Origin of the sequence: Mesorhizobium sp. B2-8-5, assembly GCF_006440675.2 — a bacterium.
GTDB lineage: Bacteria > Pseudomonadota > Alphaproteobacteria > Rhizobiales > Rhizobiaceae > Mesorhizobium.
This window is the reverse complement of sequence record NZ_CP083951.1, coordinates 5,204,718-5,225,187: the sequence shown is the minus strand read 5'-3', so window position 1 is coordinate 5,225,187 and position 20,470 is coordinate 5,204,718. Positions and strand designations below refer to the sequence as shown.

Here is a 20,470-nt window from a genome sequence, read left to right as displayed (position 1 = left end):
ACGGTCGTCGAGGCGGACAAAACCGTGGAAAGTGGGCGAGGCGATCGAGCTGTCAATCTCCTCCCTTGCGGGGAGATGTCCGACAGGACAGAGGGGTCCCGCCAGCTTTGCGAGTATGGCAGTCAAATTTCCTCTAGAATGGGTGCGACCGTTTCATCCACCCACATACGCCCGTGGGGAACACTAATCTCTTTTCCCACGGTTCGTTGTTGCGATGCCAACCCCTGTTGTTGGTAAAACGCATACTGAACACGCGTCGGATCCTCGCGGCTGCTCGCCGGATGCCCTTCCTGGACATCGCGCCAAATCGAGCCCCAGTCGGGTTTCCAGATTTCGACGAAGCTGCGGAATAGCGCGAGCACGATTTCCGTCCCAAAAGGCTTCGCCTCGGCCATGCAGTTGAGCTCCAAGCAAGCATTGTTCTGACTGTCTTGTGACAGAAAATCGGAACACGCCGCACAATGGATCGACGTTGACGCTTCCACGTCTCCACGGCGCTGGTTCCAGAGGGAAATGCAGTAACCCAATTCTGGAATGGGCTGTCGCGGCGGCATGTCCGTCTTGCTTTGGCCTTTCTCCAGCAGGTGCAGCAGGTTACCGGCTGCCGATGTGTCGATAGGTTCGGATGCCATCGCCTTTTTAAGGGATCTTCCCAATGGAGCCCAGTTGGCGAGCCTCTTATCGGCTGCAGCTAACGCTCGGAAATGCGCTTGAAGTTGCGGGATCAAATCCTCGGCTGTGCGTTTCCTCGGGCCCCAATAGGCGTAGATGTTTACCGACATGCGCGACTCCCCTTGGCGTGCAGCCTATCAGCTTCTTTAGGATCTCGTGTCCAATACCGGCGTTCCTTCGCGCCCTCTCTGGCCCTGCCCGGCCATCTTCCCACGAGGGGGAGATAGCAGTTCCTCCCTTGCGCCCACCCGCTATCTCACTCATTCTTTTTCTCTACAACACGACGGGACATCACGTGACCCTTCCCAACATGATCACGATCATGCGGCTGCTGCTCGTGCCCGCGGTGGTGCTCGCCATGCTGCAGTCGCTTTGGGATTGGGCCTTCGCCGGGTTCCTCGTCGCCGGCATCTCCGATGGCATCGATGGCTTCATCGCGCGTCGCTGGAACGAGTCGTCCAGCCTCGGCGCCTATCTCGATCCCATCGCCGACAAGCTTCTGCTGGTCTCGGTCTTCGTCGTCATGGGTTTTGCCGGCGAACTGCCGCTCTGGCTGGTGGTGACCATGGTCTCGCGTGACGGGTTGATCGTCTGCGCCGTGCTCTTGTCCAGCGTCATGAGCCATCCGGTCGAGATGAAGCCGCTCTTCGTGTCGAAGGCCAACACCGCGGCCCAGATCGTGCTGGCGGCGCTTGCGCTGGGCGAGTTGGCCTTCTCGGTGCATCTCGGCCCGTTGCGGACCGCGCTCATATTGCTGACCGGGGTCTTGACCGTGGCTTCGGCCGCAGCCTATCTCGTGGCTTGGCTAAGGCATATGAGCGGCTATGGCGAAGGCTCCCGGACGAGCAACTCCCAGACCGGCGACATCAAGTCGGGCATCGGCAAGTCGGGCGGCTCCAACACGGGCGCCTGACAATGACGCCGCGGTGATCGCGGCCGACGACAGCTCGGGCGGGCTTCGCCGCCAGGCCTTCTTCTGGCTGGCCACGGCTATCCTGCTGGCGCTGTTCCTCTATGTCTTCTCGGGCATCCTCCTGCCTTTCGTCGCCGGCATGGTGCTCGCCTATTTCCTCGACCCGGTCGCCGACTGGCTGCAGCGGCTCGGCCTCTCGCGCCTGATGGCGACGGTAGTGATCCTGATTGCCTTCATCGTCGTCGTGGTGCTGGCCTTCGTTATCCTGGTGCCGGTGCTGGCCACCCAGATGGCCGATTTCGCCCGCAAGCTGCCGGAATATCTCACCCGCCTGCAGTCGCTGATCACCAGCTTCGACCCGAAATGGCTGGAGCAGCGCTTTGGCGTCAACGCCGCCGGCCTGCGCGACGGGCTGAACTCGCTGCTCACCACCGGCTTCGGGCTGCTCACCACCGTCTTCACCTCGATCTGGAGTTCGGGCGTGGCGCTGGTATCGGTCGTCAGCCTGTTCGTCGTCACTCCGGTCGTCGCCTTCTACATGCTGCTCGACTGGGACCGCATGGTGGCGGTGGTCGACAGCTGGGTGCCGCGCGACTATGTCGAGACGGTGCGCGCGCTCGCCCGCGACATCAACACCGCCACCGCCGGCTTCGTGCGCGGTCAAGGCACGCTCTGCCTGGTGCTCGGCGCGATGTATGCCACGGGTCTGACGCTGACCGGGCTGAACTTCGCCATCCTGATCGGCTTCTTCGCCGGGCTGATCTCCTTCATCCCCTATGTCGGTTCCTTGACCGGGCTGGTGCTCGCCGTCGGCGTCGCCTTCGTCCAGTTCTGGCCGGACTGGACAATGATCGTGGCGGTGGCCTGCGTGTTCTTCGTCGGCCAGTTCATCGAGGGCAACATCCTACAGCCGAGGCTGGTCGGCAAAAGCGTCGGTCTGCATCCGGTCTGGCTGATGTTCGCGCTGTTTGCCTTCGGCGCGCTGTTCGGCTTCGTCGGCCTTTTGATCGCCGTCCCGGCCTCGGCGGCGATTGCCGTGCTGGTGCGCTTCGCCATTGGCCGCTATCTCGAATCGCCGCTTTACAAGGGTCACGCCGCCCGGCCCGTGCCGCCATTGCCAGCCGATCGCGGCGGCGGCCATCGTTCGAAGCGGGGCTGAAATGGCTGCTCAGCCAGCCGATACGCCGCGCCAGCTGCCGCTCGATCTCGGCCACGGCACCGGCTATTCGCGCGACGAACTCGTCGTCTCGGGCACCAATGCGCAGGCGGCATCGCTGATCGACCGCTGGCCGGACTGGCCGTCGCCGGTGGTCGTGCTGGCAGGGCCGCCCGGTTCCGGCAAGACGCATCTCGCCCGGATCTGGCAGGATCGGACGCACGCCGTCGCCATCGATCCCGGCCGGATCGACGAGCACATTGCCGGTCTCGGCACCAGGCCGGCGCTAATCGACGATATCGACAAGTGGCCGATCGACGAGCAGGGCCTGTTCCACCTGATCAACGCCGTGCGCGGCGCGGGCTCGACGCTGCTTTTGACGGCGAGGCGGTTCCCCTCGGCCTGGCGCGTCGCGCTGCCCGATCTCATCTCGCGGCTGAAGGCGGCGGCGACGGTCGAGATCCACGAGCCCGACGACCTTTTGCTTGCCGGCGTCATCACAAAGCTGTTCGCCGACCGCCAGGTCGAAGTCGAGCCGCATGTGGTGCAATACCTGGTGCGCCGCATCGAGCGTTCGCTCGGCACCGCGATGCGCGTTGTCGAGCGCCTCGATCGCGCAGCCCTCGAACGCAAGACGCCGATCACCCGCGCCTTGGCCGCCGAGACCGTCAGCGCCATGGACGAGGGGCAAGGCGAGTTCGATATCTGAGGCCTGTCACGCCCATAGTCCGGCCAGATGCCGGGCCAAAAGATAGACTCCCGTGTGCGCCGCCACATAACAGGCGGCGACTAGGATGAAGAACATCAGGCCGGCGGACCGCGACCGGGCTACGCCGCCATTCCTCTTGCTGGGCCGGTTGTTCCAAACCCACAGGGCAGCGCACAGAATTGCCCAGACCACCATCACCGCAACCGTAAAGCCGTAATAGGCCAGATAGGCCGGGCCGATCAGCGACAGCAGAGCCTCGAGAACGGGCATCGAAAATCCCCCTGGTTCGAAGTCTAGACCGGCGACAAAGTTGGAGGCGAGGGATTATTCGAGCCACGGCGGGCGTTTCCGTGATCAACCCGTGGGAGCACGCGGCGTAGCCGTCCCATTCCGGAACAGTCTTTTCCGGCATCGCTCTTGCAACGCGGACAATGCCGGCTGATCCCGGCCCCGGTCGCGTTCCAGATCGGGTTGTAGGCTCGCCGGGCTCGAGGTGTTGGGGTTCTCGCCCGGCGGGTTTACCGCCGATTCGCCCGCGCCGTTGAATGGCTGGTTCCGCTTGCCCGTGAGCCTGTCCCGCGCCGAGCAGCAAGCTGCCGCCACCCATGGCGAGGCCGCATTGACGCGCGTCGTTGAAGAGGGGAGGATCATAGGTCGCGGAGCACCCATGTCAGCTGCCCTGGAAACATCCGCAACGACGATGATGTTGGTGTTGGCGTCCCAATTGTCTCTGTCTTCCGGCTGTAATGCAGGGACGGCGAGACCGATTTGGTCTAGGAAGGAAGCAATGGTCGGAGTGGCAGGATTTGAACCTGCGACCCCCTGATCCCAAATCAGGTGCGCTACCAGGCTGCGCTACACTCCGACGTCCCGCGGCGTATAGGGGGCGCACGCCCGGAAGGCAACACAAAAACCGAGGTCGGAACTGACGATGCCGCTCAGCGCTTCAGGCTGGCGATCTTCCTGGCGATCGCAGCGCCCTGGATCCTTGCATTGGCAAAGCAGCCGCGAATACTCGGCCGCATGCCGGTGAACCAGAGTCCGGGCAGTTTCGGGTCGTTCGCGGCGCCGTTGAACAGCGGCACGCCCTTGGCGTCGAGCACGCCGAGCCCGCCCAGCATCGTCTCCAGCCCGGTGCGGTAGCCGGTGGCGGCAATGACGATGTCGGGCGCGATCGTCTGTCCATTGTCCAGCACGACGCCGTCCCGCCTGAATTCGCGCAGCTGCGGCACGACGATGATGCGTCCGGCCTTGATGGCATCGACCGCGCCGTCGTCGGCGGCGATCGCCGTATAGTCGGAGCCGAGCCGGCTGGCGCCGCCCGACGGGGCAGGAGGCAGGCCGTATTTCGTCAGATCCCCGAACACCAGGCGCTGCGTTGCCGCCATGGCCGCGTCCGCGAGCCGTGTCGGCAGGCTTGCCATCACCGGCGAGATGCGATGCACCGCGATCTTGCCGATGCGCTTGGGCAGCAGCGAAGGTCCGTTGCGCGCCGAAAGCCACATCTGGCCCGTCTCGACGCGGGAAAGATGGTTGAGCGCGTCGAAGCCGGAATTGCCGGCGCCGACCACCAGCACCTTCTTGCCGGCATAGTCGCTCGCCTTGCCGAAATCGGCCGAGTGGATGATCGATCCTGAAAAATCCGCCATGCCCTTCCAGGCCGGGATGAAGGGTTGCCGGTCGCGCCCGGTGGCGACCACCACATATCGCGCCGCCTTCAAGCCCGCGCTTGTCCGCAGCAGCCAGTGGTCGCCACGAAATTCGATCCCGTCGACCTTGACGCCGAAGGCGATCGGCAGCCTGTGCGTCTCGGCGAAATCGTTGAGATGGCGGATGACGGCGCTGCGGTGCGGGAAGGCCGGCGTTCCCGCGGGATAGGAAACGCCCGGCAGCGAAGAAAGATCGCGATGCGTGTTGAGGTGCAGGTTGTCGTGGCGGCGATGCCAGGGCTCGGCCAGCCGTTCCTCGCGTTCCAGGATCTGCATCGTCACGCCGGCCTTGGCCAGCGCATGCGCGGCGGCAAGCCCCGCGGCGCCCGCGCCGATGACAACCGCGCCTTCCAGTATCGCTGGCTCGCCGACCCCCGACGGCAAGACTTTCGCTTCCGCGCCCATACGTGTCTTTATCGCCGTCATCATGCCTTCAACTGGCACGACCATGTATCTGACATATGCCGCCCACGGGCCAAAAGGAATAGGCCTATGTTGCAAAGACCTCCGGCATTGTGTCGCGGATTTTTGCAAGCGCCGGCTAATGAACCGGGTCGGCGTGGCGATGCACCAGCTTGAACGCGCCGTCCTCCAGCCGGAACACTTCCGTGACCCGCAAGGTCATCTCGGTCGCCTCGCCGTTTCTGCCCATGCGCGCCTTGGCATGCTGCAAGCCACTCCAGAAGGCCAGATCGCCGCTTGCCGACGCCTGCAGCACCTCGAGGTCGGTGTTGCCGCCTTTGTGGAAGCTCGCAGCATCGCGCTCGTAACGGCCGGCAACCGCTTCGGCCCCTTCGAGATGGTCGCCGCGCGGCGAAAAGAACGTCGCCGGCCCGGCACGGGTGACGATCGCTTTCAGCGAGGAGGCGTCGCCATTGACATAGTCCCCGGCAATCTTCTCGCGCTGTTTCATGAAGGCATCGAAGGACGAGCCGCCAGGATGCACCGTCCTGATCCAGGTCTCCAGGCTGGCCATGAAATTCTCGAGGAAGGTGGCGGTGTCGGCGTTGGTCACCGCGCCTTTGTCGTCCAACAGCTCCGAGACATTGCCTATATAGGCCTCCGGCTGCTGCATCACCGGCATGTCGAGGAAGACGAAGGTTTGTCTCAGCGCATGGTTGGAGCCGAAGGCGCCGATCTTGCTCGGGCTGACGCTGACGACCCCCGCGGGCAGGCCCTTGAACACGCTCTTGCCCGGCGGCCGCGAGCCGACATCGAGCGCATTCTTCAGACAGCCCGGGATCGAGCGGTTGTATTCCGGGGTGACGAACAGCACCGCGTCGCATTCGCGTATCGCCGCGCGGAAGGCCGACCACGCCGCCGGCGGGCTGTCGCCGTCCAGATCCTCGTTGTAGAGCGGCAACTCGCCGATCTCGATGAAGCGGCAGCGCACCGAATCCGGCGCGCGGGCGGCGAGCGCCTTGGCGATCTTGCGGCTGAAGGATTGGGCGCGCAGGCTGCCGACAAGCACGGCGAGCTGCAGGACGGGGTGTTCGGTTGCATTGGTCATGGCGAACGTCCGCTTCTGATGGATGGTTCACGGGAAGGCTGGCTCCGGCCGGCCGCCCGACCTTTCGATAATGTCGCCGGCGCGGCGAGGTTCCCAGCGCCGTGGGAACGCAGGGGCGCTTGCGGCCTTGCCGCCGCGCCCATTGCACAGTAATGACGGATTGGCGTGAAATCGGGGCTTCCGTAGAATCCCCGGAGGCGCTGAACGAGGTGCCCGGTCTTCGGGCGGCAAAGAGGTGGTCATGTCCGCGCGCATTTTCAGTCCAGCCAAAACCGCGATGCAGTCCGGCAAGGCCAAGACCGGACATTGGGTGCTGGAATTCGATCCCGCCCAGCGCAAGAAGATCGATCCGCTGATGGGCTACACCACCTCGGGTGACATGCTGAGCCAGGTGAAGCTCACCTTCGACACGAAGGAAGAGGCGATGGCTTATGCCGAGAAGGAAAAGATCGCCTATCGCGTCGAAGAGCCGAAGGAAGCCAAGCGCCGGCAGATTTCCTATTCGGACAATTTCCGCTATGACCGCAGGACGCCCTGGACGCACTGACTTCCCGAGTCTTGCCTCGCCTTGGCGTAGCGCGCATCAGCCGGCCCGGCCGGCCGACGGTCCCGTAGCTCAGCTGGATAGAGCACCGGCCTTCTAAGCCGATGGTCGCAGGTTCGAATCCTGCCGGGATCGCCAGTTTATTCAACGGCTTACGGGACTTGGCTGATTCTGGATCCAACCTTCGCCAACGGCTCGGTCGCGAAAACCTCGTCAGAAATCACTCACCGTCTGCCCGGCCGGGCCGCCGAGATAAGTGTTCCACACATAATCCCGAAGCATTTCCCGATGCTCCACCGTCCGGTGGTGGTACCCCGGTCTTTCGGGGTATGACACGCCGGCGAGGTGAAAGAAGGCGCCGTCGATGAACTCATGGTGCCCGACCACGCCGGCCATGGTCATTGGGCTTTCACGCACCAATGCGACGGCCACATCCTTGTCGGCGTCCAACTCAGAGTAAAAGAGCGCCCAATTTGCGCCTCCAGTATCCAAGCCGAGATTGAGGCGGGGTTCGAAGTTCAGCTGATGGCCAGCTACGGCCGAGAACCGGTAGAAGCAAAAGCCCGCCCACAGGTTCCAGTGCCGGTCTCCCGGCTTTGGCTTGTAGATGTGGTTTTCCCCCGGAAGGAATTTCTTCCCGTAGGCCGCCTTGTCTTCCAACTTGGATGGAATATCGAAGGGGGCGACCGGGAAGCAGTCGTGATCGATGAAGCCGAACAGCTCCGGCTTCAAATGCCTCACGATATTGTTGAATGCCCACGTGATCGCCGATCCGTGCGATCTCGACAGATGCTTCTCAATCCGCATTGGCAGCGCGAGATAGGGGACGCCCCGAATTCGGCAGATGCGGGCAATGGCCTCCCTGGCCTCAGGTTTTGTTGAATTGTCGACGACCACCAGCGTCATTCCCGGCGGCTGGATTTCCCACGCCTTCGTCAAGGCGTCGATCACCCACGGCGTGTTGAAAGCGATCGTAATGCAAACGCGCGATACGCTTGCGTCCAGCAACTGCTTGGCGAGCAGGTGCCCGGATGCCCGTCCTCGACTTTCGAAAATCTTGTAGACGAGTCGGTTGCGAAGCATCTTGGCCTGGATGACGGCCTGGCTTCTGCTTAGTCTGTCCACGATTGGTTTGAATGCCAAGGCTGCCTCTCGAAGCGGCAAACCCCCCGATACTCCTTTGCTTGGCAGCGTAAGAAAAATCAAGCAGCCTGAAGATTTCATCGGGCGGGCAACCCGGCCTCAAATTGACTATCGACACGCATTGGTGCGAACTCGGGATCGCCAGCGCACCGGCGACGATCTGACGACAGCAAACTAAAACGACCACCTCCGCCGCTGGCGCCAAAGGTCCAAGGGGGATCGCCATAGGCGATACCAACCGGCTCTCCTAATTTGCTCGGCAATTGGATAGTCACCGTACGTCTTGAAGAACTGCAGAACGAGCGGACTGGCGAAAGCCTTCTTGCCCCGCGTGTTGTAGTTCCTGATTTTCAGACGGTGAGGGCCTATCGTTCGATTGACTTGAGATAAGGCAATACCGATGCAGAATTGTTCTGCGGCGTCTATCTTTGCGATCTCATGGACGGCAAGCATAGGCGGATGGGCGTCGAGTAGAGCAGATAGGTTGTGGCGGTGTACACCAAGAACGCCGCTGTTCCACATTGGCTCATGGCCGGTCACGACGTAGGCGCCGATCCGAATATTTTGGCCCGCCAGCCTCGGTGTCCAAGCGTGCGGTTTCTCGCGAAGGCGCATAATAGAACGGCTGGGCGATATGGCCTCGAATGCCCTCGAGATGTCGCCAACCGGGTACATGTCCGTATCCATGTAGAGTAATCGGTCACAGCGTTTCAGGATCTCGGCTAGGCACCCGGCCTTGATGCCGAAATGGTAGCGACCGTCGAAGGACATAAGGTCCTTTTGCTCCGCGGAGATCGCCATCGTCTCGACCGGATAACCGCGGAACATATCCGGCCCATCGGTTGCCACTATGATCTTGGCGGCCGGACAATAATGCAGAAGCTTCAGCGCGCTGAGCAGGGCGCCCCGATGATAAATCTCATTCTCGCCATAGGCGATATAACCAAAGACGTCATTCATTGATCAAATGGGAGATGTGTCTGAGACGCTTCCACTACTAACACACGCATGCGCAATCCATTCAAAAGTTTCCCAGTTCAAGTGAGCAGCTAGCCGGGTTCTCGGTAGATTAGCCCCTTGCTCCTGTCCAAAGTTCGCAGTTGATGGTTCCGACGATCCGAGTCTATGTCGCGTGAGCGTTGGGAGAAGGATCTGAATGTCGTCGATTTCCAGATGGTTCAAGGACGCGCGCTCCAAATTGCCGGACCACGTAAAGGTCGGCCGCCACACTTACGGCGTGACATGGCGAAAGGTGTTGTTTCCCACAAGGGACGCTCCGCTGGAGATCGGCGCCTTCTGCTCGGTTGCCGGTCGAGTGCTTTTCATTTGCTCTGGCCAGCATCCAACCGACAGCGCAACATCATTCCCGATCTACAGCCGATTGCTGAAGCAGCCCGAGCCGATCGTGAATGGCGGCAAACCGGCCGGCATCACCGTCGGCAATGATGTCTGGATCGGCAACGGCGCGATGATACTGCCGGGAGTGGAGATCGGCGATGGCGCGATTGTCGGCGCCGGAGCCGTCGTCACCAAAAAAGTGCCGCCCTACGCGATCGTCGGCGGGTCTCCGGCCACCCTGATCAGGTATCGATTCCCGGAGGAGACCATATCGAAGCTTCTGGCGATCCAATGGTGGCGCTGGGACGATGACAAGATCAAGAGCGAGGCGGCCTCGCTCACCGGCCTGATCGAGGCTTTCGTCGAGAAGCATTTTGTGGCAGGCACCGCGGCGAAATAAGGGTTGCGGTGGCGAATGACCAAATCGTGTTTCTTCCTGGCCACGGACGCCAACTACTTTCCATATGCGTGCCTGACAGCGCGCCGGATAATTGATGTCTCGACACCGGTCGACGGCTTTCTGCTCTACACCGGCGCGAGCGAACCGGACCTTGAAGTCGCCCGCCATCTGCTGAAAGGCAAGGTCGAGCTGGTCGATGTCACGGATTTCATGACGAATTTCGGCTTTCGTTTTGGAACATACAGCATTGCCGCTTACGTTCGGCTTTTCGCCGACCAGTTTCCGGTTTTCGAGCCATACGATCGCATCGCATACACGGATTGCGATGTCCTCTTCAACAGAGACATCAATGACCTGACCGGGCAGCGGCTGCGCGCCCCGCTGCTCGCCGCGCATGACGACTATATGTATTTCAGGCCTTCATACCGGCAAAAGCTCAAGCTGGCGCCCGGCGCGCCTTATTTCAATTCCGGTGTGGTCGTCTTCGATATGAACGCTGTCCGGGAGAAGGCCCTGCTGGAGCGGACGCGAAAGACCGCCATTGATGGCAAGATGAATGACCAAAATGCTCTGAACGTCGCCTTCGAGGGCAAATGGCAGACGATGCACCCAAACTGGAATCTGCAATCGCTCGGGACAAGGGAATTTCGCTTCTCGCAGGCCTGGGCCAGGCATTTCGCGGGCGGCAAGCCGTGGGGCAATCAGGTCGGCGTCGAACTCGAAGCGCTGGGCATCTGGCGCGACCTGGCAAAGGACACGCCCTGGCGCAAGCCGTTCGAGCAGCGCATACCCTTCGAGCGCGGCGTGATGAAGCGCTTCATCCGGCGCTTCGACGCTGTTGCCGGTCTTTTCGGCAAGGACGTGCAACGCCGCCGGGCCAAGTATGACGGCACGAAGATGCATCGGATCTACGCCCGGCAGGCGGATGAAGGAGCGATGGCGGTCCAGTTTCCGGAAGTGCTTGGCGGATTCGCCTGATCGGGTCGCGCAAGCCTGGTTTCGCCCTCCGCCGCTGTGGATAGTAACCACCCGGTTACCACGCGCCGGCGCTTGCGTTGCGGCCCGGCATCCGACTCGCCGAAATGGAAGGGCCTGAACCCGTCAGCCCCCGAAGCCCAGCGGCCGTCGTTTTCATGTGCCCCCACGGGATGCGTGCTTGAACGTGTTCCGGAGCATGCGTCGGCCGCCGCTTCGCCCTCATGGAAAACAAAAGCCCGCCGCGGCAATGGGAAACCGCGACGGGCTTGGCGGCGTCCCCGGTGGGACGCCATGGGAAATCGAGGCTACGCCAGCAGGCCGGCGACCTTGGCCGCCTTGCGCAGTGTCTTGCGGGCTTCCACCGGGCTGCGCAGACCGTCGAGCGCATCGCGGCAGACGCGGCTTGCCGAGCGCCAGGCGCCGTCGCGCGCCTGTCCCGGCCAGCGTTGGTCGAGGCATTCCATCGCTTCAAAACAGCTTGATACCTTGCGCTGGCCGTTTGGCTGGAAATCGATCACGACCGGTTCGGAAAACCAGACATCGTTCATCACTTCCTCCGTTCTTATGATCGTCTTTTGGGCAAGCAAGCGACGCCGGATGGCGTCGATGCAGGCCGAGGGCGATTGCCGACCCGCGCGTTAACCAATCACCGCGCATTAGGTTCCGAAGAATTTCAAACCGACGATTGGCAGCGTCCGGACGGGCCCCATGGGCCGGCGGATACGCGATCCGGACTGCTGAAAAATCGCGTGACCAAAGTCACTGACGTGCCCTCGCGGACGGCACTAATGAATCCGGCAGGCTGATGAAAACGCGGGAAGACCTCTCATGCTTATCGCCGTGCTCGCATCCACCATGACCGTCGCCACCTTGATGGCGACCGCTTTCGGACTCTACGAGGAAATGCGGATGAGCCGTGCCCGCGCTGAAACTGATCGTTTGCGCGCGTTTGGAACGGCGCGTCGGTTTTCCGTCAAGTCGCGCGATCGATAGGCCCGACGCCGCCAGGCATGTTCACTCCGCTTCAGTTGGCCATGTGCATCTTTCGGGCCGGAATCCTGCTTTCTCCGGCGGTGTTCGCGGTGCTGGTGCTCTTGTGGCTTTACTATCGATAGGCCGGCTTGTGGAACGCCGATCCGCTCTATTCCACCAGCACATGCGCCTCGCGCGCGGCGACAACAAAGGCCTCCCTGGCATTGTCCGCCGCGACGTCGCCGCGGATCGCCCGGCGGCACTCGCGCAGCGCCGCGCCGTGCGGCGCGCTGCCGGCATCGCGCCATTGGCCGGTCAGCAGTTCGACAGCCTGCTCGGCGTTGGATATGTGGCGGATCGAGCCGGAAACGCCGACGGCGACTTCGACCGGCCTCGAAAACCATCCTTGGATCATCGCCAACCTCCCGAAAAATGTCGGAGAACGATATATTTTACCGTAGAGTTGCTCCGCGAAACGTCAACTTAACGTGAAGCCGTCTCACCGATGCGGCACGCGCTGCTCACCGTCCAAGCGGCCTTCGCGAAAGCTCCATCAGTTCCGCCTCGTCGGTGATGCCCGCCATGTAATTGGCGAGGATGCGCGAGGCGCGCGCCTCCTTCTGCTCGGCGGTCTCGCCCTCGACATTGCCGTTTTCGTAGACACGGCCGAGCATGGCCGTCTCGTCGGGGGTGAATGTGTTGCGTACGACGGACATGGCTTCCTCCTACAGCCCGGTCCCCTTTGCCCGGCTAATATTAGCACGCTTCGAGATTGGGAGTGAGTCGCGGCAACATCGTGGCCGAGGTCTCTTCGACCGGTTACGCCGGCTGCGGTGCTTGCATGCCCGCGGTTGGCCATTGCTTTGCCGGCCTCGTTATATTCTTGCCGAATGAGCGCTTCGCTGATACGCATTAGCAGCGTGGAATTTTTCCGAGTCTGCATTGACTTGCGCCCAGAAAAGCACCGCGCGTTCTGTCCGAGACCAACAACCCCGACGTGGTGGCAACCGGGTTACGAAGGGGTTCTGGTTGAAAAGAAGCAGGGCAGGTCCCGTGTCCAAATCGGGGCATGCTCACCAACGCTCTGGAACTCTGAAGCCATCGCCCCCATGGCCTTCGGAAGAGCATGAACCACGGGGAAATCGATGGTCACCAAGAAACTTACCGCCAACGCAGAAAGTGCGGCAGCCTTTCTCGCGGTGATGGGCAACGAGAAGCGTCTGCTCATCATGAACTACCTGGCCGAGGGCGAACTCTCTGTCGGCGTGCTCGCTGACAAGGTCGAACTCAGCCAATCGGCGCTGTCGCAACACCTGGCCAAACTGCGCAGGTTTGGCCTGGTCGAAACCCGCCGCGATCGTCAGATGGTCTATTACTCCTGCAAGTCTTCGGCAGCGCGCGAACTCCTGGCGCTGCTCGATGGCCTGCTGGCCATGGACAAGCCGCTTGCCGGACCGGCAAGGCAGGCCTTTGTCGAGAGGATGCGGCGGCCGCAGGCCGCCTGAACTGCCTGCACGCACGGACGAGGCCGGGGGGCCTTCGTCCGGTGCGGCGCCTCGATGGCGTGGACGAGAATAGACGGCAATGCGACAGGCAAAGCGCTGGTTTGCGTTTTGCCGGTTTGTTGTAGTCTTACGAATTCTTAATTTAGCGGCCACAAGTCTGCCGGGAAAGCGTCCGAAACGGGAAGACCTGTCAAAAGGAGCCCTTCGGAATGGCCCTCGCCATGACCTACACGTCCACTCAGAAGTTCCTTCACTGGACACTATTCGCGCTCGTCGTCCTGCTCTACGCCCTGACCTATGGTGACGCTTTTTATTCCCGCGGGGATCCTGCGGTCGCATTCTTCTGGCGGTTGCACATTTCGTTTGGTCTTCTCCTGGCCGCGCTCGTGTTCTGGCGAATGGTGCTGCGCGGCCTTAGGCGCGCGCCTGGCCTTCCGTCGGAAATGCCCGCTGCCGAGCAGGCAGCGGCGAAGATCGGGCATTTCATTCTCTATGCCCTGCTCATCGCCATCCCCGTCCTCGGGATCCTGTTGACCTGGTTCCGGGGCGACACGTTGAGCTTCTTCGGCCTGCTTACGATTCCCGCACCCTTCGCCCCGGACAGGGTGACCGCACGCACTATTCGCGAGCTTCATTCGCTCTGCGCGAACGGCATATTGATCATGGCCGGCTTGCACGCCATGGCTGCGCTTTATCACCACTTCATTCGCCGAGACACGGTGCTGACCAGAATGTTGCCGCGGAATCGGTAGTCAGCTGGTTTCCGCTCCATCACTTTTGATTGAAGGCGCCGTGACGGCGCGATCGCGGACGCTCGCAAGACTATGATAACGTGCCTCTTTTTGTTGGTGTCGCCTGATCCTGCCGGGCCGAAGATTACAGATTTGTAAGTCGCCGGGTCGGGCGCTGTTGGCTAAATTTCGAGTCGATCCACACCCCCGGATCATGACGGTGCCGAGCTTCCACTTCGGCTCCGTAAGAGGCTCGCCGCTCCCGGCGGGCCTCTTTCGTTTGCGGTCCCGTGCCTTGCCGCGCTCACCAGGAGCGATCACCGGCTTGGTGTCGTCGGGAAGCTCCTGACTGGCAATGTGGACTCTCGATACCCCGTCGCCTATCGTCTCGCCTGGTTCATATTGCGCAATGGTCCCAGCCGGGGCTCCTGATCCGCGAAGCGCCGGGCAGCGTAGCGTTTTTTGATCTTCGGTGCTGTCGATGTTTGATACGCAAAAAGCCAAGGCCGCTTCGCGCCTGTTGGTGGCCCACTGGGACAATGGCACCCGTCTCGATGCGATACCCGAGACGGTGCGGCCGCAAACGCGCTCCGAAGGATATGCCGTCCAGTCGCATGTGATGGATCGCTCCGCGGCTCCGCTTTTCGGTTGGAAGATCGCCGCAACCAGCCTTGCCGGTCAAAGGCATATCAACGTCGACGGTCCGATGGCCGGGCGCCTGCTGGCGGAGAAGGCGGTCGATGTCGGCGGAGCCGTTTCGCTGGCGACGAGCAGGATGCGCGTGGCCGAGATCGAATTCGCCTTTCGCTTCGGCCGCGAGCTGCAGCCGCGCGCGGAGCCCTATGAGATCGCCGAAGTGATGGATGCGGTGGCGGCATTGCACCCGGCGATCGAGATACCGGACTCGCGATACGACGATTTCTGCGCGGTCGGCGCGGCGCAGCTCATCGCGGACAACGCCTGCGCCAATCTGTTCGTCATCGGCGAGGCCGTGGAAGACGATTGGCGCGACGTGGATCTGGCGAAGCACCCGGTGGTCGGGTTCGTCGCCGGGAAGTCGCGCCATGACGGATCGGGGGCGGCCGTGCTGGGTGACCCCCGGATTGCCCTTCAATGGATCGTCAACGAATTGTCGGGCCTCGGCATCGCGCTACAGCCTGGGCAGGTGGTGATAACCGGCACCTGCGTCAAGCCGATAGAAGTCGAGCCCGGCGATGAAGTCACCGGCGATTTGGGCAGGTTCGGCCGCGTCTCGGTCAGGTTTGTCTGATCGGCCGTTTCAGCGCACGGCGCGCTGCCTTGTGACGACGCTGCGCACGGCGAGCACCAGCACGGTGACGATGATCAGGATCACCGAAGGTGCCGCGATCGCCGGATCGATGTTGTCGCGCAGGCCCATCCACATTAGCCGCGGCAGGGTGATGGCGTTCACCGAGGTGATGAACAAAGTCACGCCGATCTCTCCCAAGGAGAGCACGAGGGACAAAAGGGCCGAGGTGATGATGCCGATCCGTCCGAAGCAACCTCAATCAATCTGGAATTAGGCGGATTGCTGCAACTCTTTGTCCAATAGCCGGACGGTGCTTCCTTCTTTCCTCAGTTCTGAGATGATCTGTCCGACATTCTCCCTTGTGAACCATTCTTCGGGATCAAAATTGGACCCGCCCCAAACTTCCAGGATCGGCACGCAGAGACGCTTCAACGTGCCGAAATAATCCTCCAACAACTCGGCTCGACCGACTACCAGCTGAGTAAAATATCTATCTTCGACCGCTTTGAGACGCGTATGTACACGCATGCCGTAGTCCATACCTCTCCCAAGGATACGGTCCTTCATTCCTCGATGATCGGTGAACAGCGCAATTTTTTCGGCATCTGGCGCATTGGCCGTCGTAATCGCGGCGTGAGCAAGCAGGCTGTGCATCCTGATGAATATGTTCACCGACGTGAGGAACGGATGATCAACGCGACCCTTCAGGCGATGATAATCCTCTCGGTAGCTCTTGGTCGTGACGAAGACAGAGTTCCCATAAGCCCGCCAATAGTCGTACTCACCAAAATAGACCGATCTGCCGTCAACCCGGATACCCTCGACTCCGGTGACATCCTTACCGTCGATGTTCCACAGCCGAGTACGAGGTGACACGTCAGAATTGGTCAACACAATGAAGTCGTGCCATCCAAACGACGCAACGTAGTTCATTTCTTCACTGGCAGTTTTGAGTAGCTTATGTGGACGCTCAAGGGTGAGGAAGTTGTTTGCTGAATCCAAGAGCGCGTAGCTTGACACGACGTGTTTGCCAGCAATCTCTCGCACTTGCTGATCAGTTTCAGTGGTCCCAAAGTCGAGAGCATTGATTTGCGCGATAAACTCCCAGCGCGCACTTTCCGTGAGTGCATCGATTGTTGTCCAATCAACGCCCGGTCCAGTGGCAGGTGCCGCACTCATGTTTTCTACAAGGATTTTCAGAACGGAAGCGGTCACAGATTCCGTGATGGCCTTTGTCATTGCCTGAGTGCGCGTGAGTTCATCCTCTTCACGCGTTTGAACGGCTTCGACATCCCGGAACCGCATGCACCGCTTTAAGATTGTGTCCCACTGCTGATATCTCGATATTTTCACTGATTCTGGACCGACGCTCCGCACGTAGATATGCATGAAGCTGCTTTCGTCTTTGGCTCCAATTGGTGTGGTGCCGTGGGACGGGATATGAACGACCGGATAAGTGACCCCGTTGGTAAACTCGGTAAAGCGAACCTCGCACTGCAAGGTAGGTTCCAGGCGGGTTTTCAAGAGGTTATGGATCGCGTCTGAACGGAAGTGTTCGAGGGGAAAGGCCTCAGACCGCGCCTCCGGATTGCCGTCGTTATCAACCCCAAAATAAACACGACCGCCGCCGTGATTGGCAATCGCAGCGATGTGCCGGGCAATCTTCGCCTGGCCTTCCTTGTTCGACTTCGAGATATCCATCCAAGCTTTAAATTCAACATTTAGCGTTTCGCTGCGGTGCCGCAGGTCCACTTCCATTTGCTGAACATCGGTCAAGACAGCCATCTGTGGGTCCAAACTCTTTCCGTGATGAAATCAAGATGGAGAGTTAAGTGCACGGAGATCAAGGTCTGTTGTGGAGGCGGTGAAGAACGATTGTGGACAAAGGGCTTGAGGGTGGAGAACGGTGGTATGAGCAAGGAACCATAGCGTAGCGGCCGGCGTGGGAATTCAGCCGGTCGCCTGGCAGCGATAGGCTGACGGCATCGCAGGCGGTTAGGTCAAGGGCGGGCATTTCTTTCCGGAGGAGCATGCTGAAGGCACAGCAGCGGCGCTAGCGAAATTTTTTGCGGCGTGAAGGCTCGCCTACTGTCCGCCGCGCATCTTCACCGCCACACTCCGCACGGCGAGCACCAGCACGGTGATGATGATCAGGATCACCGAAAGTGCCGCGATCGCCGGATCGATGTTGTCGCGCAGGCCCATCCACATCAGCCGCGGCAGGGTGATGGCGTTCACCGAGGTGATGAACAGCGTCACGCCGATCTCCTCCCAGGAGAGCACGAAGGACAGCAGCGCCGCGGTGACGATGCCGAACTTGATGTTGGGCATGATGACGCGCGTCGCGCGTTCCCAAACGCTGGCGCCAAGGCCGCGTGCGGCAAGATCGATACGGCGGTCGAGCTGGCTGAGCGACACCAGGATCAGCACCGTGGCGAAAGGCACCGTCATCACCGAATGCGCCATGGCCACACCCAGCCAGGTATCGTAGCCGAAGAAGGAGGTGAGGCCGGAGACCGAGGTGAGCAGGAAATAGAGCGTGACGGCCGAGACCACCGGCGGCACCACCATGGGCAACAGCACGAAGCCGACGAGGGCGGCGGTGAAGCGCGGCTGGAACATCCACACGCCGAGGCTGAAGGTGAGGGCAAGCGCGGTGGAAAGGATGCTGCTGACGACGCCGATCCTGAGCGAGAGCAGAATCGATTCCAGCCAGCGCGGATCCTCGATCAGCGAGCGGTAATGGCGCAGCGACAATTCACCGGTCGGCATGGTCAGCATGCGGCTCGGCGTCAGCGACACCGGGATGACGGCAAGCAGCGGCATCAGCAGGAACAGCGCCACCAGCACGGCGAGGATGAGCGAGACGGGGCCGGGGCGATAAGTCGGCATCGCGCTACACCAGTTGTTTCGGTTTGACGTAGCGGAACAGAAGCGCCATCAGCGCGCCGACGAACACCACCAGAACGACGCTGATCGCCGCGCCAAGCCCCCAGTCCGGGCTCTGGAAGATGCGCAGATAGATCAGCTCCGCGATCATCACGCTGCGGCCGCCGCCGAGGATTGCCGGCGTGACGAAGAAGCCCAGCGAAAAGACGAAGGTGATCAGCGCCGAGCCGATGATGCCGGAGCGCGTCATCGGCACGAACACCGTCCAGAAAGTGCGCATGCGGCTGGAGCCCAGGCCGCGCGCCGCGAGCAGCACGCGTTCGTCCAGGCTGCGCATGGCGGACGCCAGCGGGAACACCGCGAAGGGGATCAGGAAATGCGACATGCCGACGATGACGCCGAACTCGTTGCGCACCAGGGTCAGCGGCTCCGAGATGAAGCCGATCGATTGCAGCCAGATGTTGATCAGGCCGCGGTTGGAGAGCAGCGCCACCCAGCCGAAGGCGCGCGTCAGCACCGAGATCCAGAACGGCACCAGGATGCAGAATTCGGCAAGCACGCGCTGCGTCGGGCTGCCGCGCACCCAGACAACGGTGATCGCATAGGCGGCGGTGACGGAGACGACGGTGACGATCGCCGCGATGCGCAGCGTGCGGATGAACACCGACTGCACGAGGTCATCGGTAAGCAGGGCGTGGTATTGCTCCAGCCCTGGCGTTGGAAGCGTAAAACTCCACTTCACCACGCCGAGGAACGGCCAGGCATAGGCAAGGATAAGGAACAGGAGCAGCGGCGCCATCAGCAGCGCCGCGCCCATCCTGTCGGAGAGGGTGCCTCTCATCGGTTGGAAAATCTCGGCCGGTCAGGCCGAGATGATCTTGGTGTATTCGTCGAGTGCGGCGCCGTAATTCTTGGCGTACCACTCCATGTCGAGCGGGATCTGCTTCTTCATGTTTTCCGGATCGACAGGGTTGATGCGCTTCTTGTCGGCCGGGATCAGCGCGTCGGCCGCCGGGTTCGCCGGGCCTTGGCCGAGCTTGTCGAACATGACGAGCTGCTTTTGCGGATCCTGCGCGCTGGCGATGAACTTCATCGCAGCGTCCTTGCCGCCGGGGTTGTTCTTCAGCACCGCGAGCGCGCCGGGCGAGATCAGGCCCTGGTCCCAGATGAACTTGATCTGGCCGCCCGAGTCCTGCTCGATCAGCGAGGCGCGGGTCGACCACACGATCGCCATCGAGGCCTCGCCGTTGAGCAGAACGCTCTGGCTTTCGGCACCGCCGCCCCAGTAGGAGACGACGTTTTCCTTGAAGGCGGCGATCTTGTCGTGCGCGCGCTTCAGGTCGAGCGGATAGAGCGAGGCCGGCGCGATGCCGTCGGCCAGAAGGGCCGCTTCCCAGCTCGACACGCCCCATTTGTAGAGCGAGCGCTTGCCAGGGAACTTCTTTACGTCGAAGAAGTCGGCCATGCCGGTCGGCGCGTTGGAGCCGAACTTCTGCGAGTCGTAGGCGATCACATAGGAGAAGAAGTAGGTCGAAGCGGCATATTCCCAGCCGAAGCCCGGACGCATCTTGTTCTTGTCGACGACCTTGTAGTCGATCGGTTCGAGCATGCCCTGGCCGCCGAGCGTGATGGCCGAGAACGGATCGACGTCGACCAGGTCCCAGGTCGGCGCGCCGCTCTTGTACTGCGCGGCGATCGCGCCCTCGGTCGGGCCGGAACCGTCCATCTTGACCGGGATGCCGGTGTCCTTGGTGAAGGCCTGGCCATAGGCTGCGTCGTAAGCCGTGATGGCGTCGCCGCCCCAGTTCACCAGCACCAGCCCTTTGGTGTCGGCGAAAGCACCGGTCGAGCGCAAAAGCATCGGCGTACCGGCGAGCACGAGGCCCGCGAGCTGCGCGAATTGCCGGCGCGAGATCTCGCCGCGCTTGGTCCGCTCGGCGAGGGATTCGATGGCCTGTTTCCGAGTCTTGTTGTTCATATCGTCGTTCATGTCAGTTCCCCTTGTTGTCGTTGATTTGAACCGGAAGCCGA

The 20,470-nt window shown here is 61.6% G+C and carries 23 protein-coding genes, 2 tRNA genes and 2 pseudogenes; 11 read left to right on the top strand and 16 right to left on the bottom strand.

Annotation, left to right across the window (positions count from 1 at the left end):
* Nucleotides 1–122: 122 nt before the first annotated feature.
* Nucleotides 123–782, bottom strand: a complete 660-nt coding sequence (locus FJ430_RS25885; protein ID WP_140703309.1) for an Imm52 family immunity protein — start codon at nt 780–782, stop codon at nt 123–125.
* A 185-nt stretch (nt 783–967) separates the two neighbouring features.
* On the opposite strand from FJ430_RS25885, the gene FJ430_RS25880 reads away from it, so the two are divergent.
* Genes FJ430_RS25880 through hdaA form a run of 3 tightly spaced genes read left to right on the top strand, consistent with a single transcriptional unit; the run spans nt 968 to nt 3,450 of the window.
* On the top strand, nt 968–1,585 hold the full coding sequence (locus tag FJ430_RS25880) for a CDP-alcohol phosphatidyltransferase family protein (RefSeq protein WP_140703311.1): 618 nt from the start codon (nt 968–970) through the stop codon (nt 1,583–1,585).
* Nucleotides 1,497–2,744: an AI-2E family transporter gene (locus FJ430_RS25875; protein ID WP_413467803.1), complete on the top strand. Its 1,248-nt coding sequence runs from the start codon at nt 1,497–1,499 to the stop codon at nt 2,742–2,744. Before FJ430_RS25880 ends, FJ430_RS25875 begins: the two co-directional genes overlap by 89 nt.
* 1 nt (nt 2,745) lies before the next feature.
* The gene (gene hdaA, locus FJ430_RS25870; protein WP_140703316.1) at nt 2,746–3,450 is read left to right on the top strand and encodes a DnaA regulatory inactivator HdaA; all 705 of its coding nucleotides are present in this window, start codon (nt 2,746–2,748) and stop codon (nt 3,448–3,450) included.
* Nucleotides 3,451–3,456: 6 nt separating this feature from the next.
* Here the strand turns inward: hdaA and FJ430_RS25865 are convergent, their stop codons facing one another.
* From FJ430_RS25865 to FJ430_RS31780, 5 genes and pseudogenes are all read right to left on the bottom strand, one after another.
* Nucleotides 3,457–3,720: a hypothetical protein gene (locus FJ430_RS25865; protein WP_140703318.1), complete on the bottom strand. Its 264-nt coding sequence runs from the start codon at nt 3,718–3,720 to the stop codon at nt 3,457–3,459.
* Nucleotides 3,721–4,238: 518 nt separating this feature from the next.
* Nucleotides 4,239–4,315 (bottom strand) — tRNA-Pro (locus FJ430_RS25860).
* Nucleotides 4,316–4,388: 73 nt separating this feature from the next.
* Entirely contained in the window at nt 4,389–5,564 is a 1,176-nt protein-coding gene (locus FJ430_RS25855) for a flavin-containing monooxygenase (RefSeq protein ID WP_140703645.1), read from the bottom strand.
* Between the two features lie 136 nt (nt 5,565–5,700).
* Nucleotides 5,701–6,072 (bottom strand): YybH family protein, encoded by a 372-nt coding sequence (locus tag FJ430_RS31785; protein WP_226892255.1) that lies wholly within the window; start codon nt 6,070–6,072, stop codon nt 5,701–5,703.
* Nucleotides 6,073–6,108: 36 nt separating this feature from the next.
* Nucleotides 6,109–6,669: pseudogene (locus FJ430_RS31780) on the bottom strand (NADPH-dependent FMN reductase); the annotation flags it as partial.
* A gap of 241 nt (nt 6,670–6,910) precedes the next feature.
* Here FJ430_RS31780 and FJ430_RS25840 point away from each other — a divergent pair.
* Together FJ430_RS25840 and FJ430_RS25835 are read left to right on the top strand one after the other, a co-directional pair.
* The gene (locus FJ430_RS25840) at nt 6,911–7,216 is read left to right on the top strand and encodes an ETC complex I subunit (RefSeq protein WP_140645008.1); all 306 of its coding nucleotides are present in this window, start codon (nt 6,911–6,913) and stop codon (nt 7,214–7,216) included.
* A 58-nt stretch (nt 7,217–7,274) separates the two neighbouring features.
* A tRNA-Arg gene (locus FJ430_RS25835) sits at nt 7,275–7,351 on the top strand.
* 75 nt (nt 7,352–7,426) lie between these two features.
* Here the strand turns inward: FJ430_RS25835 and FJ430_RS25830 are convergent.
* The gene (locus FJ430_RS25830) at nt 7,427–8,356 is read right to left on the bottom strand and encodes a hypothetical protein (RefSeq protein ID WP_140703320.1); all 930 of its coding nucleotides are present in this window, start codon (nt 8,354–8,356) and stop codon (nt 7,427–7,429) included.
* Nucleotides 8,357–8,530: 174 nt separating this feature from the next.
* The gene (locus FJ430_RS25825) at nt 8,531–9,316 is read right to left on the bottom strand and encodes a hypothetical protein (RefSeq protein ID WP_140703322.1); all 786 of its coding nucleotides are present in this window, start codon (nt 9,314–9,316) and stop codon (nt 8,531–8,533) included.
* Between the two features lie 196 nt (nt 9,317–9,512).
* Between FJ430_RS25825 and FJ430_RS31710 the strand changes: the two genes are divergently transcribed.
* Nucleotides 9,513–10,094 (top strand): CatB-related O-acetyltransferase, encoded by a 582-nt coding sequence (locus FJ430_RS31710; RefSeq protein ID WP_140703324.1) that lies wholly within the window; start codon nt 9,513–9,515, stop codon nt 10,092–10,094.
* A 15-nt stretch (nt 10,095–10,109) separates the two neighbouring features.
* The gene (locus FJ430_RS25815) at nt 10,110–11,072 is read left to right on the top strand and encodes a glycosyltransferase family 8 protein (RefSeq protein ID WP_140703326.1); all 963 of its coding nucleotides are present in this window, start codon (nt 10,110–10,112) and stop codon (nt 11,070–11,072) included.
* Between the two features lie 305 nt (nt 11,073–11,377).
* On the opposite strand, the gene FJ430_RS25810 is transcribed toward FJ430_RS25815, so the two are convergent.
* Entirely contained in the window at nt 11,378–11,620 is a 243-nt protein-coding gene (locus FJ430_RS25810; RefSeq protein WP_095816412.1) for a DUF982 domain-containing protein, read from the bottom strand.
* Between the two features lie 280 nt (nt 11,621–11,900).
* Between FJ430_RS25810 and FJ430_RS25805 the strand changes: the two genes are divergently transcribed.
* On the top strand, nt 11,901–12,065 hold the full coding sequence (locus FJ430_RS25805) for a hypothetical protein (protein ID WP_181175237.1): 165 nt from the start codon (nt 11,901–11,903) through the stop codon (nt 12,063–12,065).
* Nucleotides 12,066–12,213: 148 nt separating this feature from the next.
* Here the strand turns inward: FJ430_RS25805 and FJ430_RS25800 are convergent, their stop codons facing one another.
* Entirely contained in the window at nt 12,214–12,459 is a 246-nt protein-coding gene (locus tag FJ430_RS25800; protein ID WP_140703328.1) for a DUF982 domain-containing protein, read from the bottom strand.
* A gap of 106 nt (nt 12,460–12,565) precedes the next feature.
* A complete protein-coding gene (locus FJ430_RS25795) occupies nt 12,566–12,760 on the bottom strand; it encodes a hypothetical protein (RefSeq protein ID WP_140645003.1) in 195 nt (64 codons plus the stop codon).
* 429 nt (nt 12,761–13,189) lie between these two features.
* Between FJ430_RS25795 and FJ430_RS25790 the strand changes: the two genes are divergently transcribed.
* The 3 genes from FJ430_RS25790 (at nt 13,190) to FJ430_RS25780 (ending at nt 15,550) form a co-directional block, all read left to right on the top strand.
* Nucleotides 13,190–13,549 carry an ArsR/SmtB family transcription factor gene (locus FJ430_RS25790; protein WP_040988334.1) on the top strand — a complete coding sequence of 120 codons (360 nt, stop codon included), beginning with the start codon at nt 13,190–13,192 and terminating at the stop codon, nt 13,547–13,549.
* 209 nt (nt 13,550–13,758) lie between these two features.
* Nucleotides 13,759–14,301: a cytochrome b gene (locus FJ430_RS25785; RefSeq protein ID WP_140703330.1), complete on the top strand. Its 543-nt coding sequence runs from the start codon at nt 13,759–13,761 to the stop codon at nt 14,299–14,301.
* A 460-nt stretch (nt 14,302–14,761) separates the two neighbouring features.
* Entirely contained in the window at nt 14,762–15,550 is a 789-nt protein-coding gene (locus FJ430_RS25780) for a 2-keto-4-pentenoate hydratase (protein ID WP_140703332.1), read from the top strand.
* A 9-nt stretch (nt 15,551–15,559) separates the two neighbouring features.
* On the opposite strand, the pseudogene FJ430_RS25775 reads toward FJ430_RS25780, so the two are convergent.
* The 5 genes and pseudogenes from FJ430_RS25775 to FJ430_RS25755 form a co-directional block, all read right to left on the bottom strand.
* Nucleotides 15,560–15,793, bottom strand: a pseudogene (locus FJ430_RS25775) (ABC transporter permease); the annotation flags it as partial.
* 27 nt (nt 15,794–15,820) lie between these two features.
* Nucleotides 15,821–17,335, bottom strand: coding sequence for a helix-turn-helix domain-containing protein (locus tag FJ430_RS25770; RefSeq protein ID WP_140703334.1), 1,515 nt, complete (start codon nt 17,333–17,335; stop codon nt 15,821–15,823).
* A gap of 300 nt (nt 17,336–17,635) precedes the next feature.
* Nucleotides 17,636–18,442 carry an ABC transporter permease gene (locus FJ430_RS25765; RefSeq protein ID WP_140680640.1) on the bottom strand — a complete coding sequence of 269 codons (807 nt, stop codon included), beginning with the start codon at nt 18,440–18,442 and terminating at the stop codon, nt 17,636–17,638.
* A 4-nt stretch (nt 18,443–18,446) separates the two neighbouring features.
* Complete coding sequence (locus FJ430_RS25760) at nt 18,447–19,280, bottom strand: ABC transporter permease (RefSeq protein ID WP_140703336.1); 834 nt, start codon at nt 19,278–19,280, stop codon at nt 18,447–18,449.
* Between the two features lie 21 nt (nt 19,281–19,301).
* A complete protein-coding gene (locus FJ430_RS25755; RefSeq protein WP_140703647.1) occupies nt 19,302–20,417 on the bottom strand; it encodes an ABC transporter substrate-binding protein in 1,116 nt (371 codons plus the stop codon).
* Nucleotides 20,418–20,470: the final 53 nt, after the last annotated feature.

Bases quoted from the DNA above. Each gene is read 5' to 3' on its own strand.
- FJ430_RS25800 (WP_140703328.1), bottom strand. From the start codon at position 12,459: ATGATCCAAGGATGGTTTTCGAGGCCGGTCGAAGTCGCCGTCGGCGTT.
- FJ430_RS31710 (WP_140703324.1), top strand. From the start codon at position 9,513: ATGTCGTCGATTTCCAGATGGTTCAAGGACGCGCGCTCCAAATTGCCG.
- FJ430_RS25885 (WP_140703309.1), bottom strand. From the start codon at position 782: ATGTCGGTAAACATCTACGCCTATTGGGGCCCGAGGAAACGCACAGCC.
- FJ430_RS25770 (WP_140703334.1), bottom strand. From the start codon at position 17,335: ATGGCTGTCTTGACCGATGTTCAGCAAATGGAAGTGGACCTGCGGCAC.
- hdaA (WP_140703316.1), top strand. From the start codon at position 2,746: ATGGCTGCTCAGCCAGCCGATACGCCGCGCCAGCTGCCGCTCGATCTC.
- FJ430_RS25755 (WP_140703647.1), bottom strand. From the start codon at position 20,417: ATGAACAACAAGACTCGGAAACAGGCCATCGAATCCCTCGCCGAGCGG.
- FJ430_RS25765 (WP_140680640.1), bottom strand. From the start codon at position 18,442: ATGCCGACTTATCGCCCCGGCCCCGTCTCGCTCATCCTCGCCGTGCTG.
- FJ430_RS25760 (WP_140703336.1), bottom strand. From the start codon at position 19,280: ATGAGAGGCACCCTCTCCGACAGGATGGGCGCGGCGCTGCTGATGGCG.
- FJ430_RS25865 (WP_140703318.1), bottom strand. From the start codon at position 3,720: ATGCCCGTTCTCGAGGCTCTGCTGTCGCTGATCGGCCCGGCCTATCTG.
- FJ430_RS25840 (WP_140645008.1), top strand. From the start codon at position 6,911: ATGTCCGCGCGCATTTTCAGTCCAGCCAAAACCGCGATGCAGTCCGGC.
- FJ430_RS25825 (WP_140703322.1), bottom strand. From the start codon at position 9,316: ATGAATGACGTCTTTGGTTATATCGCCTATGGCGAGAATGAGATTTAT.
- FJ430_RS25815 (WP_140703326.1), top strand. From the start codon at position 10,110: ATGACCAAATCGTGTTTCTTCCTGGCCACGGACGCCAACTACTTTCCA.
- FJ430_RS25780 (WP_140703332.1), top strand. From the start codon at position 14,762: ATGTTTGATACGCAAAAAGCCAAGGCCGCTTCGCGCCTGTTGGTGGCC.
- FJ430_RS25795 (WP_140645003.1), bottom strand. From the start codon at position 12,760: ATGTCCGTCGTACGCAACACATTCACCCCCGACGAGACGGCCATGCTC.
- FJ430_RS25810 (WP_095816412.1), bottom strand. From the start codon at position 11,620: ATGAACGATGTCTGGTTTTCCGAACCGGTCGTGATCGATTTCCAGCCA.
- FJ430_RS31785 (WP_226892255.1), bottom strand. From the start codon at position 6,072: ATGAAACAGCGCGAGAAGATTGCCGGGGACTATGTCAATGGCGACGCC.
- FJ430_RS25805 (WP_181175237.1), top strand. From the start codon at position 11,901: ATGCTTATCGCCGTGCTCGCATCCACCATGACCGTCGCCACCTTGATG.
- FJ430_RS25875 (WP_413467803.1), top strand. From the start codon at position 1,497: ATGGCGAAGGCTCCCGGACGAGCAACTCCCAGACCGGCGACATCAAGT.
- FJ430_RS25855 (WP_140703645.1), bottom strand. From the start codon at position 5,564: ATGGGCGCGGAAGCGAAAGTCTTGCCGTCGGGGGTCGGCGAGCCAGCG.
- FJ430_RS25785 (WP_140703330.1), top strand. From the start codon at position 13,759: ATGGCCCTCGCCATGACCTACACGTCCACTCAGAAGTTCCTTCACTGG.
- FJ430_RS25790 (WP_040988334.1), top strand. From the start codon at position 13,190: ATGGTCACCAAGAAACTTACCGCCAACGCAGAAAGTGCGGCAGCCTTT.